This is a genomic window from Paenibacillus sp. ACRRX (assembly GCF_022346885.1).
Lineage (GTDB): Bacteria > Bacillota > Bacilli > Paenibacillales > Paenibacillaceae > Paenibacillus_B.
The window spans coordinates 95,971-112,148 of sequence record NZ_JAKRNK010000004.1 but is presented as its reverse complement, the minus strand read 5'-3'; the positions used below and the strand labels follow the sequence as shown (position 1 = coordinate 112,148).

General features: G+C 47.5%; 4 protein-coding genes. All 4 read left to right on the top strand.

Translation table 11 applies throughout. The annotated features are described in order from the left end of the window. Window positions 1-7 precede the first annotated feature (7 nt). Genes MH117_RS13675 through MH117_RS13660 form a run of 4 tightly spaced genes read left to right on the top strand, consistent with a single transcriptional unit; the run spans window position 8 to window position 16,173 of the window. Window positions 8-6,556 carry a non-ribosomal peptide synthetase gene (locus MH117_RS13675; protein ID WP_239329313.1) on the top strand — a complete coding sequence of 2,183 codons (6,549 nt, stop codon included), beginning with the start codon at window positions 8-10 and terminating at the stop codon, window positions 6,554-6,556. After that, the gene (locus tag MH117_RS13670) at window positions 6,553-9,558 is read left to right on the top strand and encodes a type I polyketide synthase (RefSeq protein WP_239329312.1); all 3,006 of its coding nucleotides are present in this window, start codon (window positions 6,553-6,555) and stop codon (window positions 9,556-9,558) included. Before MH117_RS13675 ends, MH117_RS13670 begins: the two co-directional genes overlap by 4 nt. Continuing rightward, window positions 9,530-15,343 carry a non-ribosomal peptide synthetase gene (locus tag MH117_RS13665; protein WP_239329311.1) on the top strand — a complete coding sequence of 1,938 codons (5,814 nt, stop codon included), beginning with the start codon at window positions 9,530-9,532 and terminating at the stop codon, window positions 15,341-15,343. Before MH117_RS13670 ends, MH117_RS13665 begins: the two co-directional genes overlap by 29 nt. A gap of 14 nt (window positions 15,344-15,357) precedes the next feature. After that, a complete protein-coding gene (locus MH117_RS13660; RefSeq protein ID WP_239329310.1) occupies window positions 15,358-16,173 on the top strand; it encodes a class I SAM-dependent methyltransferase in 816 nt (271 codons plus the stop codon). Window positions 16,174-16,178: the final 5 nt, after the last annotated feature.

The window sequence follows — 16,178 nt, the reverse complement described above, 5'->3', positions numbered from 1 at the left end:
TAGGATTATGAAGAAAAATACAAATGTTGAAGCTAACTTATCTCGCCTGGAAAAAGAAGAAATGATCCGCCAGCTTTTGCAGCAGCGTGCAGAGCGTCGAGATTCCATAGTATCAGTAGGGGAGCGGGCTCTTTGGTTGCAGCAGCATGTTAATCCGGACAGCTGCGCTTATCATATGCAGGCGGCATGGGACCTCCTCTCCCCTATTGACGAGCAGAAACTGCATGATACATCTCAACGTTTGTACGATACCTATAGTTCTTTGCGTACAACTTTTGTGCTGCACAATGGCGAAATCAAGCGGCAGGCCCAGCCTGCAGGTAGTAAGGTTGATTATGAAGCCTATCGCCTGAACACGTGGAATGAAGAAGCGGAGGCTTTATTCCGCAGCCATTTGCGGCAACCATTCTCATTGCAAGCGGGCCCATTGTTCAGGGTGAAATTGTATATCCTTTCTGACGGTCAGCCTCGGCTTCTCTTGTCTTTGCATCATATTATAACGGATGCCTGGTCTGTGGTCATGCTGCTGCAAGCCTTTGTGTACATGTATGATCAGGAGATGCCTATGCCGATAAAGAAGACAGCCGAGCAGCATTATGGCTCATTTGTAGAATGGCAAAATCAATATTTGAAGAGTGCGCGGGCGGAGCAGGATGGAGGATATTGGCATAGGACATTGGCAGGGGAATTGCCGGTATGCTCACTAGTTACAGATCGTGCAGGAGGCGCTGCTAACGATGCTAAAGGGGGGAGTCATTCCTTTAGATTGAGCGATCCTTTGACACAGGCTGTAATTCGATTGTGCAGAGAGCTTGGAGTAACGTTAAACACACTGCTGCTTGCCTCATTTGCCGCGCTTTTGCAAAGGTATACCGATCAAGAAGAGATTGTGGTCGGTACATTTTCATCTGGCAGGAGCGAGGCTGCTTTTGAACGTATTTTCGGTTATTTGGTGAATCCTGTTGCTGTGCGCCTTTCGTGCCCAGGGGAACTTGCATTCGATAGTTTGGTAGCAGCCGCCAAACAGAAGGTACTGGAAGCGATGAAGCATGGAGACTATCCATTTCCGCTGCTGGTAGAACGATTGTCTCCTGATCGTGATGCAAAGGTCTCACCGATCTTTCAAGTTGCTTTTGTGATGGAACGGGCTCAGCGTGGCAATGGCGAGCACTTGCCATCGTTTATTAACAACGATAAAGCTCAAGCGGAATGGGGTTCATTTACTTTACAATCTGTGCCTTTGGAGGCAGTAGACGCTCAATATGAGCTTGTTCTGATGATGGAAGAGACAGATACGACTATTCAAGGCTCTTTAATATATCGTGCAAGTCTGTTTACTGCAGATTTTGTAGAGAACATGGCAGTATTGTATACAAAGCTGTTGGAGGAGGTTGTTAACCATCCCGAAGAGAAAATCGGCCGTATACGACTTGCGACAGCCGCTGCGGATCAGCAGAGCCTATTGCAGAATGCACAGGCTGAAATTCCTCCGATTTGCCTGCATCATCTGCTGGAATATCAGGCTGTGCATCGGCCGCATGCAGTTGCCGTTACGTCCGAGCGAGGCACACTCTGTTACGCTCAGGTCAATGAGCGGGCAAATCAAATCGCCCAAATGCTATTCCATAAAGGGGTAAGAAAAGGGGACTTTGTAGGCATTTGTCTACAGCGGTCACTTGATATGGTTGTATCTGTATTTGCTGTACTTAAGCTAGGAGCCGCCTTTGTGCCCATTGATCCCGCCTATCCTTTGCATCGCAAAAAGTACATGGCAGAGCGTGTAAACATGTCCGCCCTGATCAGTGTATCCACCGTTGAACTAGAGATGATCAACGAAAAGACAGAACTTGTACTGCTGGATGTTGCTGAAAGTGATCCCTCGTGTGACCCTGCAAGTTTCAGCAGCGAGCAAGCAGCTGTTTATGATGTGGCATATGTTATTTTTACGTCAGGCTCTACTGGACAGCCAAAGGCAGTGCTGGTTGAGCATCGGGGCATCTGGAACATGGCGCAGGCTCAACGGCAATATTTTGATCTGTCCGAAGCCAGCAACATTCTTCAATTTGCTTCATTCAGTTTTGATGCCTGGGTGTTTGAACTCGTTATGGCCTTTCGCAGTGGCGGAGCGCTGTGCATGACTGAGATGGAAACGCTGCTGTCAGGAACAGAACTGGTTCGCTGGCTGGCCGAACAGCGCATCTCTCATGCCGTTCTTCCCCCTTCTGTCCTGTCGTTGATTCCGGATGCGGCCTTACCCGATTTAAAGGTTATAATTTCCGCTGGAGAGGCATGCACCCCTGAGATTGTGGCCCGTTGGGCGCCTGGACGCAAGTTTTTTAATGCGTATGGACCTTCAGAAGCAACGGTGTGGGCCACTGTTAAAGAATGCACGCCCGATGATCCCGTATTAGATCTGGGACATGCCATCCCTAATGTACAAGTTTATGTATTCAATTCCTGCATGCAGCGTCCGCTGCCAGGCGGAATAGGGGAGCTGTATATCGGGGGAGTGGGACTGGCGCGGGGCTATTATGATGATCCGGACATGACCTCTTCCAAATTTATTGCTGTTCAAGGTACAGGACACCATGGAGCGGAACGTCTTTATAAGACGGGTGATCTCGTCAGATGCGGCCTTGACGGTAGTCTGCAATTTGTAGGGAGACAAGATGATCAGGTAAAAGTTAGGGGAGTTAGACTTCATTTGGGCGAAGTTGAAGCCCAGTTGATAACGTATGAGGGAATTGCACAGAGTGTGGTGATGATGGCGGGCAGTCCTCCAGAACAAGCCAGGCTTGTCGCTTTTATCGTAATGAAACCCGAGACAGCATGGAACGAATTAGAGGTCAAACGTTTCTTACAGGATAGACTTCCTAGTTCTTATATTCCCTCTCGGTTCGTCGTGGTACAACAAGTACCTCTAACACCTAATGGCAAAATGGATCGTAAATCATTGCTCGCTTTGTTGGAGCACCATCAGGAAGAAATGTCTGAAGCGAGCGAAAATAGCCACGCTATGTCCATGACAGAGCAGGTGTTAATTCAAGTATGGCAGCGGCTGTTAGACAAGAAGGGAGTCACGCTGGATGCGCATTTTTTTGAATCAGGCGGTCACTCCTTATTGGCAACACAGTTGATTGCCAAGATCCAAGAAGTGTTTGGTGTTGAGCTGCCTATTCGCACGGTATTTACCAAGCCCGTTCTGCGTGATATGGCTGGAGAGATTATGCTTTTGCAGCAGCATACGAATTATACACCCCGTCGAAATGAGATCGTTCCGCTGCAGCAATCCGCAAATTTTACAGTTCCCTTAACAAGTGCACAGCAAAGAATGTGGTTCCTGCAAAAGCTGGATGAGACACAAAATGCTTATCTACTGCCTGGTGTTATGACCTTAAAGGGACATCTGCACGTTGAGGCATTAACGATGTCGCTGCAAAAGCTTATTCATAGGCATGAATCTTTTCGTACGTCGATTCAAATGGCAGCGGGAAGTCCGGTGGCAGTAGTCCATGCCGCGCCAGCCTTTCAGTTGGAAGTAAAGCAGTGCTCGGAAGAAGAAGCCAAGCTTTGGATACAGCAGGAATGCCAACGCCCCATTTTGTTGTCTGAGCCAGCGTTGTATCGGATTACGCTGCTTCGGACAGGTGAGCAGCAGCACCAATTAGTGATGGTGCTTCATCATATCATAACGGACGGCTGGTCGATGGGAATCATGATGAACGAGCTTTGTCAGTTGTATAGTGATTTTGTCGGTCATACCACAACCAACCTGCCTCCGCTCCCGTTGACTTATTCTGATTATGCGCATTGGGAGCAGGGGTGGATCGGGAGTGAATCTTACCACAGTCAGCTGAAATATTGGATGAAGCTTCTTCAAACCCCCATTCCTCCTTTGCAGCTGCCAAGCGATTATTCCAGAACTTTGGTGCAAAGCTACGGGGGCAAGCGTGTTTGCTTACAATTGCCGCTTTTGTTAAGCGAGCAGTTGAAAAGTTTGGGACAACAGCATAGCTGCACTCTGTTTATGACTCTATTTGCTGCCTTTAATCTATTATTGCATCGGTTAAGTGGCACAGTTGACATTGCGGTTGGTGTACCGATTGCAGGGCGCAACCATCCGCATTTAGAGCAGGTTACAGGTTTGTTCGTAAACACGCTTCTATTGCGAACAAATCTGTCTGAGCCGCTCACTTATACAGAGCTACTGCTGCAGATTCGTGAATCTGCGCTGGGGGCTTACGCTCATCCGGATATACCTATTGAAAAGCTGGTGGAAATGGCAAGGCCAGATCGCGACTTGAGCCGGTCTTCAATGTTTCAGGTTATGTTTAACATGCTTAACATTCCACCGGTTGCGGCACAGCTGGAGGGATTGGCAGTCCAGATTATGGAGTGGGATGAACATGATTCTAAATGCGACCTTACCTTATATGCACAGGAGCAGGCGGAAGGTATTCAGTTGGAACTCGTGTATGCGACAGGACTGTTCAGCCAAGAACGTGCGCTTGAGCTGTTGAGCCAATTCCAAAGTTTGTGCAGCCAAATTGTAAAGCAGCCGAATGCTCCCCTTCGGTCATACTCTCTGCTTACGGAGCACGCTGCAAAAGTTTTGCCAGACCCTTCATTGCCGCTCAGACATCCAGATGATCATCTGCTCCAACCCATTCAAGTGATGTTCCAAGAACAAGCAGCTCAATACCCAGAGGCGGCAGCTGTTGTTGACTGGGAAAATACAGTGTACACGTACCGCCAGTTGGATCGTTCCAGTGATGAGCTGGCAGCAGAGTTCATGCGATTCGGGACGGTTGAGCGTGGGGTGATTGCCATTTATGGTGAACGCAGTGCCTTTTTAATTATCGCGATGCTGGCTGTGCTCAAAAGTGGTTCGGCCTTTGTGGTCATTGATCCCGCACAGCCAAGTGCTCGTGTGGCAGAGATGGTAAAGGTGTCAGGAGCAAGGGGGATTGTGCTGCCTCGCTCCGTTCGCCAAACCAGGCATACACTTTTCGAGGAACTGTCTGGATTAGTGTCCTTTGTGGTGACGGAACATGAGTATAAGCGGTTCAGTGACGCCGAGCAGACGGCTGTTTTATTGCGGCGCAAGGAACATACATTGCATGATCCGGCTTATATGTTGTTTACTTCGGGCACTACAGCTGCACCTAAAGGTATTTCCTGCACTCACGAACCCATTGCCAGCTTTATACGTTGGTACGTAAACGAATTTGAATTACAGGCACAAGATCGCTTTAGTATGTTTTCTGGACTGGGGCATGACCCGTTGCTGCGTGATATTTTTGTGCCTTTATCTATAGGCGCCACCATTTGTATCCCGGATAGCAGCAACTTACTGGACAAAGATTACTTGAATGGCTGGATGGTGGAGCAGCAAATTACCGTCACCCATCTGACTCCAGCGATGGCGATGGTCATGGCAGGGGGCAGTAAGCGTGGCAAAGTTATAAGCGACTGGCGTTACGCCTTCTTGGGTGGAGATACGTTGTTGCCTTCTCAGGTCGAGCATATCCGTACGATCGCTCCTCACGTTCGCTGCTATAATTGCTACGGCGCAACGGAAACGCCTCAAATCATGGGAATTTATGCGATAACAGACTCTCTCGGTCCGAACATTCCCATTGGCAAAGGCCGCGAAGGAGTGCAGCTTTTGATTGCGGATTCAGATTTGTTGATAAGTGGGATTGGAGAGACAGGAGAAATCTGTATTCGATCGCCTTATCTGGCTTCTGGTTATGTTCAATCCGAAGTGGATCGCAGTTCCCCTTTTATAGCAGACCCTAATGGATCAACGGCACATGACAGAATTTATCGGACGGGCGACCTTGGCAGATATAGGCCTGACGGCAATATTGAATTTATAGGCAGACAAGGCGACAGGGTCAAGATTCGTGGCTACCGTATTCAATTGCGTGAAATTCAGCAGGTTGTAATGCAGCACCCGTCTGTCCATGATTGCTGCATTATTTGCCAAGCTCATGCTGGTGATCGGATTGTGGCATACGTGGTTTCAGCGGACAAGCCATTAGAGCCAGCAGCTCTCCAACTTTATTTACGCGACAAACTGCCTGAGTACATGCTGCCGGCAGCAGTCGTAGAAGTCCCGCATATTCCATTAACACATAACGGCAAGATTGCTATAGAACAACTGCCTGAACCAGATATGTTTATCGACAGGGGGTGCACGTCCGAAATGGTCCCGCCTGCAACGCCGCTTCAACAAACGATTGCAGAGGTATGGCGACATCATTTGCATATCAAGGAGATTGGCATACATGATAATTTCTTTGAAGCAGGCGGACATTCTTTACTATTGCTGCGCGTACATCAGCATTTGGAAGAAGTGCTGATGCGTGAAATTCAGGTGGTTGACTTGTTCAAATATCCAACCATTTCATTGTTGGCATGTTATTTAGAGGGACGGGATGCCACGGCCAATCGCCGTCATGATCGTGATGAGGCAAGCCAGCACCGGGCAAGCAAGCAGCGCGCCGCGCAGCAGGCGCAAAAATCACGGCGAAAGGGCGTGCGGCAGTGACAACAAACTCGACGGAGAACACAGTTGCGATTATTGGCATGAGCGGGAGATTTCCTGGTGCCAATCATATCGAAGAGTATTGGAGCAATTTGAAGGCGGGTAAAGAAACCATCACTTTGTTAACGGAGGAGTGTCTTAGACAGGCGGGGGTTAACGAAGAAACGCTACTTCATCCTCGTTATGTAAAAGCCGCCCCGTTAATGAAGGATATCGACAAATTTGATTACCCGTTTTTTGGAATGAACAAGCGTGAGGCTGAATTGCTGGACCCACAGCATCGCATGTTGTTAATGTGTGCGTGGGAAGCGTTGGAGGATGCTGGCTGTGTTGCTGACACCTATGAAGGATTAATTAGTGTATTTGCAGGATGTGGGTTTAACAATTATTTAGTAAACGAAATATTGGCGCGCAGAGCGGAATTTTCTGAAGAAGAACTGCAGATGGTGCTGCAGACGAACAGTAATGACTATTTAAGTACAAGAATCTCTTACAAGCTGAATTTGCGTGGAACAAGCGTCACCGTCCAGACTGCTTGTTCCACTTCATTGGTTGCTGTGCATTATGCTTGTCAGAGCTTATTGATGTATCAGTCCGATATGGCGTTGGCGGGTGGGGCTTCCCTTCGTATACCTGCCATTGAGGGGTATAAGTATCAAGAAGGGGGGATTTTTTCTCCCGATGGGCATTGTAGAGCGTTTGATGCAGAGGCTAACGGAACGATATTTGGTAGTGGCTCAGGCATGATTGCCTTGAAGCGCCTTGAGGATGCTCTGGCTGACAACGATCATATTTATGCGTTGATTAAGGGCAGTGCTGTTAATAATGATGGAGCTACAAAGGTTGGATATACTGCTCCAAGCATTGAAGGGCAGCGAAGAGTAATTGCAGAGGCGTTAATGATGGCGGACATCGATGCCAGATCCATTGGTTACTTGGAGGCGCATGGTACAGGAACAGCATTGGGCGATCCGATCGAGATAGCAGCGCTGCAGGAAGCATTTGGGGATGTGGCCGGTCTCAGGCAGTACTGTGCCATTGGATCTGTGAAAACCAACATGGGGCACTTGAATGCAGCTTCAGGTATTGCTGGGCTTATTAAAACGGCGTTAATGCTATATTACAAGCAGCTTCCGCCAAGCTTGCACTTTAATACACCAAGTCCTGTCATTCCATTCATCGAAAGTCCGTTCTATGTGAATACCGTTTTACAGGATTGGGAGGCTCCTGCGGACTACCCGCGACGAGCTGGAGTAAGTTCATTTGGCATCGGCGGCACCAATGCACATCTTGTTTTAGAGGAGGCTCACGCATCTTCAGTAATGAGAGGGTGTTGCTCAGAGCAAGCACTCTTGTTGTCGGCTCGTACCCATACCGCTTTGGATAACATGATCGTTGCCCTGCATGACCATTTGCAACGACACCCAGACACATCTTTAGAGGATGCCGCGTACACGCTTCAACTGGGCAGAAAAGTGTTTTCGCATCGTTATGCCGCGGTAACAGCTTCTGATGGAAGCCTGAAATGGAGCAGCAGAGCTGTATGCAAGCAACCGCAACCTAAAGTTGTCATGATGTTCCCGGGTCCAGGTAGTCACTATCCAGAGATGGCAGCTGGTTTATATGATACTTATCCGTTGTTCCAATATTGGACCGATCAGTGCATCGCAATCTTACAAAGGCACAGTACAGACGGTTTCTCCGACTGGAAAGGGCTATTAAGCGGTTCAGCGAGAGAGCAAGGGTCAGTTTTAGAACAGACAGCCGTTATTCAGCCGCTTGTATTTGTATTTGAATATGCATTGGCGCGCTGCCTAATGGAATGGGGGCTGGAGCCACACGCCATGATCGGGCACGGACTTGGGGAATATGTCGCTGCATGTATTGCAGGTGTGATGACGCTTGAAGATGCACTGGCTATAGTCGTCAAGAGAGGTGTCATGATGCAGCAAAGTCCCCCTGGAGCCATGATAGCTGTTGCTGCTTCTTTTGATCAAGTCAGCAGTTATATAGATGCTGGGATGCACTTGTCTGCCAGCAACAGCCCTGAATCATGCACGTTTGCAGGGGAAGCAGAAGTGATGTCACGCCTGATGAGCAAGCTAGATGCTGCCAATATTGGATATGCGAAACTGTCTGCTGCCCATGCTTTCCACAGCCCGTTAATAATGACGCAGGCTGCCAGTCAACTAGAGATCGAGTTGAGCAAATACAACCTGCAAGCACCGACTATTCCGTATGTTTCGAATGTGACAGGAAACTACGTCACAAGTGAGCAGGCCAAGGATATCCACTATTGGTCCAGCCATATGAGCAGTCCCGTCAAATTTAGTGAGGGGATATTAGCATTGGCAAAGACCAAGGAGCCTGTCATCTGGCTGGAGGTGGGACCGGGCAAGGTGTTAAGCCAGTTGCTCAGTCAACACAAAAACGTTGAAATCAAGGGTAATGTAGTTCAGATGATGAGACACCCTACAGAAGAAGAAACTGACCTAGGCACCCTCTTAACAGGGTTATCCATGTGCTGGCTTCTCGGAGCCGAGATTCAGTGGGAGAAACTGTATGGCGACAAGCCAAGGAAAGCAGCCCTGCCTACATATGCATTCGAGCAGTTTTCTTGTTGGATCAATGACAGATATGAGCGCTTAAGGGAGGGAAATCATCCTGCTCAATCCAGTTCAGCTGTTGATCAGCCTGTAGATGATGCAATATCAGAGCGGACACATCTGTCAGCGGCGTATGTCCCGCCTCAAGACGATTTGCAGGCCCATTTAGTAGAGATATGGGAGCAGGTGCTGGGCTTCAGCCCAATCGGCATCAAGGACAATTTCTTTGAATTGGGAGGTCACTCCTTGTTAGCCACTCAGCTGATTTCCCGATTGCGCAATCTGCTGCCTCATATTGAAATCCAATTTGAACGTGTATTTGTGTATCCAACCATTGAAGAGATAGCAGGGCAAATCGAACTGCAAATGATTGAGCATTTGGAGCGCACCTGCCAATAAACAATATTTCAGCGGAACGGTGATAACGATGACAAATAGGAACGAATTGGAAGCAAGGCGTTCGGGATTGACTGACCAGCAGCGCCAACTGCTAGAACAGTGGAAACAGGGGAGCAAGCTGCAGCGTCTTACGATTGAATCGAGGCCCAAGGAAGCAGATATCCTGCTTTCACCCGCCCAGCGCAGATTATGGTTTTTGGATCAATTGCTGGCAGACAAGTCTGCCTATAATATGTACTTTGCTGTTCGGCTCTCAGGAGAGATAGATACACAAGCCGTTTATAATGCTTTCCAGTTTGTGATGGAGCGTCACGAATCCTTGAGAATTAACTTTACTAATCAAGATGGGAGTCCACGCATCGTTTTAAGAACGGCTGAATATTTCGCTTTTTCTCTTGAAGATTTAACTGGATTGCCCATAGTAGAAGCGATGGAGCAGGCAGATCAACTGCTTGAAACGATGATTACAGACCCTTTTGAATTGGCGGTTGACCCGTTATTGCGAGTACGGCTCATTTGTCTCCACCCACAGGAATATATACTTGCGTTGTGTATGCATCATATTATTTCTGACGGCTGGTCTATGGGGATACTTGTAAAAGAGTGGGTTGCAAGCTATACGGCTTCTGCTGGCGGTGAAATACCAAGACTAGCACCGTTAACAACACAGTATAGTGATTATGCCTATTGGCAGAATGAACAGTTGGGCGCAGGCAAAATGAACAAACATTTGAACTACTGGACCAAGAAATTGGCTCAATGTCCGAGTGTGGCCCTGCTGCCGGATCGCAAAAGCGCGGGTGCGAGCAGAAACCGTGGTGGAGAAATAGTATTTGACCTCCCGGCTGAGCTGACCCGTTCTTTGAGAGCATTTTGTGCGGAAATGGATACAACCCTGTTTATGGCATTGTTTACGATGTTTGGAGCTGCGATGTACCGATATACCCGTGAACAGACGATCGTGATCGGAACCCCGATTGCTAACCGCAATTACACCGAGATTGAAGGGATAATTGGCTATTTTGTTAATTTGCTGCCGCTTCGTTTGGATATAGAGCCAGAGATGACAGCTAAAGACTTATTAAAGCAAGTCGTTAAAACCGCTACTGAAGCATACGACCATCAAAATTTTCCGTTTGATAGGGTGATTGAAGAGTTACAGCCGGACCGTCAGGGATGGGCTATTCCGTTGGTGCGAAATTTGTTTGTTTTTCAGAATACGCCAGCGGTAAACCTTCAGCTTCCACATGTACAGACGGAGATGATCAGGCTGCATAATGGCACATCGAAATCAGATATGCTGCTGTCTATGGCAGATATGGACGGAAGGCTTAGCGGTCGTATTGAATATGACACGGATCTGTTTACCCCAAATACGATGCAAAATTTTGCTGATCATTTTATTCAGTTGATGCAGTCCGCACTGGCTCAGCCAGAGGTGCCGCTTGCACGTTTAAGTTTGTTGGCAGAACAAGACAGGAGGAGCCTGCTGCTTCAATCACAAGCGCAGCAGCCCACAGCATATCCACTAAGCAGTCTGCACCGTCAATTTGAAAGAATAGCAGCACTATACCCTGACCATCCGGCGCTCACCTGGCAAGAGAAGAACTGGACCTACAGCGAGCTTAATGCATTCGCTAATCGATTAGCCCGTTATTTGCTGGATTCGGGTGCGGCCCAAGGAAGCTTTATTGCGATATGCATGAGTCGCTCCCCGTATTTGATTGCCAGTATTCTTGCTGTCCTCAAGGCGGGTTGTGCCTATGTTCCAATCGATCCGACTGTTCCTGCCGAACGTATTCGCTGGATGCTGCAGGATGCTGACTGCTTGCTGCTGCTGTCAGATCATACAACTGCAGAGTTGCTGCCCACAGGGAACTGGAAACAGCTTGAGGTGCTGCCAGAAGCCTTGTGCTCAGCAGATGATGCAAGCCATAATTTATCGCTTGCAGTGAACGAGAATGATGTGGCTTATATGATCTATACATCAGGTTCTACAGGTTTGCCCAAAGGAGTACTCGTAGAACATGGCAGTGTAAGTCGATTATTTGCCACAACACAACCTTTGTTCAAGTTTAATGAGCAGGATGTATGGACCTTGTATCATTCGTACGCTTTTGATTTCTCTGTGTGGGAGATATGGGGGGCGCTCCTGCAAGGGGGGCGATTAGTCATTGTGCCTGCTGAAACCACACGTTCCTTTGATGATTTTTACCGACTGCTTGTGCGTGAGCGAGTCACAATACTGAATCAGACGCCATCTGCCTTCAAACAATTAATACATGCCGAACAGCATTTGGGCAGGGTGGAAAATCCCAATCTGGCATTACGTTATATTATTTTTGGCGGCGAGGCCCTTGAACTGCAATCTCTCCGACCATGGTTTGAGGCGCATGGCGATGCTTGTCCACAGCTCATTAATATGTATGGCATTACGGAGATTACTGTACATGCCACCTATCGTCCTTTATCCATGCTGGACTTGAAGCAGAAGTTAGGAAGTGTAATAGGCGTACCGCTGCCGGATATGGAAATTTACATTTTGGATGACAATCAAGACCCTGTTCCAGTGGGCTTGATAGGTGAGATGTATATTGGCGGTAGAGGAGTCGCACGGGGATATTGGAAACGGGAGGAGTTAAACAACGAACGATTCATAGTTAATCCATTTGGAGCGGATATTGGCAAAGTGCAGCGGCTGTATCGTTCTGGTGACTTGGCCAGATGGACGACAGAAGGAGAACTGGAGTATTGGGGCAGGCGGGATGAACAAGTCAAGATACGTGGCTATCGCATTGAGCTGGGTGAAGTGGAGGCTGTGGTGGGCGCGCATAAGCTGGTCTCACAGAATGTAGCCGTAGTAGATCACAATGAGCAGGGAGATGCCAAAATCATTTGTTATTTGATTCCCAACAAGCATCAACTGCACACCTTGGACGTATGGCCGCAGCTGACACAAGAGCTTGTGGATCGATGGGAAACCGTATTTGACAGCTATTATATGAAAGAGAATGAGCATAACAATAAGACTTTTCATATCGTGGGCTGGAATGATTCCTTTCAAGGTCTGCCGATCCCTGAAGTGGAGATGGAGGAGTGGACGGAGGAAACTGTCAAAAGGATATTAAAATACAAACCAAGACGAGTATTGGAGATTGGCTGTGGCACAGGACTGCTGTTATTTCGTATTGCGCCTTACTGTGAAGCATACATCGGTACCGATTTATCCGAGAAGGCCATCGACTATGTAAGCAGTCAGCTGCATATTCTTGGGGATGCTAGCGATAGAGTGAGACTATTTAAATGTAACGCTCATGAGCTACCGGATTTGGAACAGGTAGATATGATTGTCATTAACTCAGTAGTACAGTATTTCCCGGATCTTTCTTATTTGGATACGGTACTGCAGCAATGTGTGGGCCGCGTAAAGCCGGGGGGCTGCATTTTTATAGGCGATATATGCGGGTTTATGTTCAGGGAGGCATTCCATTGCTCTGTTGTAATGCAAGGGATTGATGAGAAGACGCCTATGCTTGAGTTCAATCGGATGGTGCAGCGTAAAATGAAGCAGCATGCGGAGCTGATGCTCGACAGCAGTTATTTTATAGAGCTGAAGCAGCATAACTCGAGCGTATATGCGATAGAGATGCTCTATAAACAAGGGAAATATCAAAATGAAATGAGCAAATTCCGCTATGATGCTGTTCTTCATCTGGGGGATGGCCAGGAAATATGGGAGCCGACTGCCCATTATATTTGGAACGCTGAAATTGGAGCAGGGCTGCAATCTGGCGAGTTCTGCATGCAGCACCAGAATACTTGCTTTATTGTCACAGGTGTGCCTAACGGCCGTGTGGCAGAGGAGTGGAACTTTCTACAATGGCGTAAACAGGCAGCATCAAAGGCGCTCATTCAGGATTATTATACGTACAGGCAGCAAACAAGCGAGCTGCAGTTGGGTATTGATCCTGCCGTTATGCTTCAGTGGGGGGGAGAGAGTCATCAAGTTGAAGTGCTGCTGTCCGATGCGGTGCATACAGGCGGTGTGGATGTGCTCTTCGCACCTCGCCACACCAAGAAAATTACACCCTTTTTGTATTCGCAAGGGGGAGCGGCGTCCAAACAATGGTCGAGTATGTCGAGTATTCCGATGCAACATGAGATCGAGAACAAGCTGATTGCAGACATTCAAGCAGCAGTTCGGAATCAACTGCCTGACTATATGATGCCTGCACAGTTTGTGGTGCTGGAACAGTTTCCTCTGACTTCAAATGGCAAAATTGAACGCAGCAAATTACGAGAATTAAAACCGTCCAGACTACAGGCGGACATAAGTCCGGAAGCGCATTCGTCATTAACAGAGACAGAGCTGGCGCTGCGAGGCATGTGGCAAAGTTTGCTGGATGTTGATCATGTAGAATTGGAGGATAACTTTTTTGAAATTGGAGGGCATTCGCTCTTAGTGAGTCAAATGATGTTTCAAATCAAAAAACAGTTTCAGGTGCAAATTCCGCTGATGCAATTGATGCTGAATCCAACGATAAGAAGCATTGCGCAGCAGATCGACAGCGCAGGTCCGCAAGGAACGGTTCATGTACAATTAAATTTAGCCAGTAAAGTACATTTGGCCCCCGATATTCAGACGAGAGGCATGTCGTTGGCAGTGCAGACAAACGGCAAACCAGCTATTCTGCTGACGGGAGCAACAGGATTTTTCGGCGTATTTTTGCTGCATGAACTGCTGCAAGAGTCGAACACAGACGTTTATTGTCTGGTACGCGCCGTTACTAACGAGTTGGGATTAGAACGAATCATAAGCGGTATGAAAAAATACTCCTTATGGAACGAAGAGTATAGCTGCCGAATAAAGGTGGTGATAGGAGATTTGGCCGCTGACCAATTCGGACTTGATGATGAAAGTTATGATGATTTAACGAGACGCATCACTTCGATTTACCACAATGGGGCTACCGTCAATTTTGCGCAGTCTTATATGTCGCTTGAAGGTGCCAATGTTAAAGGAAGTGCTTCTGTTTTACAGTTGGCATCAACATACAACATCAAGCCGGTACATTTTATTTCAACCTTATATGTTTTTTCAGAAAAGGATGCTCAACACAAGAAAATCATTCTCGAGGAGGATGTTCCCACCTGCTATGACGCTTTAAAATTAGGTTACACACAAAGCAAATGGGTGGCAGAAGGTCTGATGATGGAAGGCAGGAGAAGAGGTATTCCTGTCAACATATATCGACTAGGTAGAATCTCTGGAGACAGCCGCACGGGAGCATGCCAGGATCACGATTTCTTTTGGAAGATCATCCGTTTTTGCTTGCAGCTTGGTGCGTTTCCCAAGATTAATTTCCGCTTTAATTTGATTCCGGCTGATTTTGCCGGCAGCCTCATTGTCCAGCTTGCATCGAATCCTCTTAATACGAATCATACCTACCACATCATGAATGATCACGAGTGTTCTTTCCGAGATATCATACTAATTTTAACGAATATGGGCTACAAATTTGAACAATTGCCTTGGGAGGACTGGAAGCTCCAGGTAGAACAAATATTGGAGACGGATAAAGCCCATTCAGTCGATATCTCCCTGATTCCATTTATTGAAGAGCTTTCCATGATCGGGGGAGAAGCCCCTGTATTTAGCGCAAGCCGTGCATTCGCTTACATCAGTACAAGCAATATGACTTGTCCGTTAATCGATACAGATCGGTTAACGTCCTATATCAACTATTTTATTGCTAGTGGTTATTTTGAACCCATAATTCGCTAATGAGGTGAAAGCAAATGAGCAAGCTGATGATGGATGAATGGAAAATGAAACGTTTAATAGACCGTATGAAGGGGCAAATGGAAATTAGCTGGTCAAAGGAAGAACAGCTGTTGGAACAGTTTGGTGTTAAAGACGGGGACTCTATTTTGGAAGTGGGAAGCGGTCCTGGTTATATAACGGAGCGGCTCTTGCGCAAATATCCTGCCAGCAAAATTACGTCGATCGAGATTGAACCTTATTATGTCGAATATGCTCAACAGCATTTAATCCCGGTATGGAACGAGCGTGTGCATGTGCTGCAGGAGGATATTTTGGATTCTCGTCTAGAGCATGGCCAATTTGATACGGTAATCGCAAGGCTTGTGTTTCAACATTTGCCTAATCCTGATTTGGCCGCTCGTCATATTTATGATCTGCTTAAGCCTGGGGGAAAGTTGATTATTTTGGATGTGGACGACGCGATTTGGGGGATTATCGATCCTCTGATCCCAGAACTTCAATATATATTAAATCAGCATGCCAAAGAACAATCCTCGCAAGGAGGAAACCGATTTATTGGCCGCCAGTTGTGGCATATATTGCAGACTAACGGATACGATCAGTTGGATTTGAAGCTGCTGGCTGCCCACAGTGATGAGATTGGAATCCGTTCCTTCTTGCCGCAGGTAGATCCGGACGAGATGAGAACTATGGTTGACAATGGTTTTGTGACTGAAGAAGAGGTCGCGGCAGTGGAGCGGGGAGTAGCTGCGTTTTTGGCTACACCTCATCCTTTTGCCCTGCTGATAATGATGGCTGTTTGCGGCATCAAGCCCCATGAGGAGGAGTGATTCCT

Coding starts and splice junctions, on each gene's coding strand:
- MH117_RS13675 (WP_239329313.1), top strand. CDS start 8: ATGAAGAAAAATACAAATGTTGAAGCTAACTTATCTCGCCTGGAAAAA.
- MH117_RS13660 (WP_239329310.1), top strand. CDS start 15,358: ATGAGCAAGCTGATGATGGATGAATGGAAAATGAAACGTTTAATAGAC.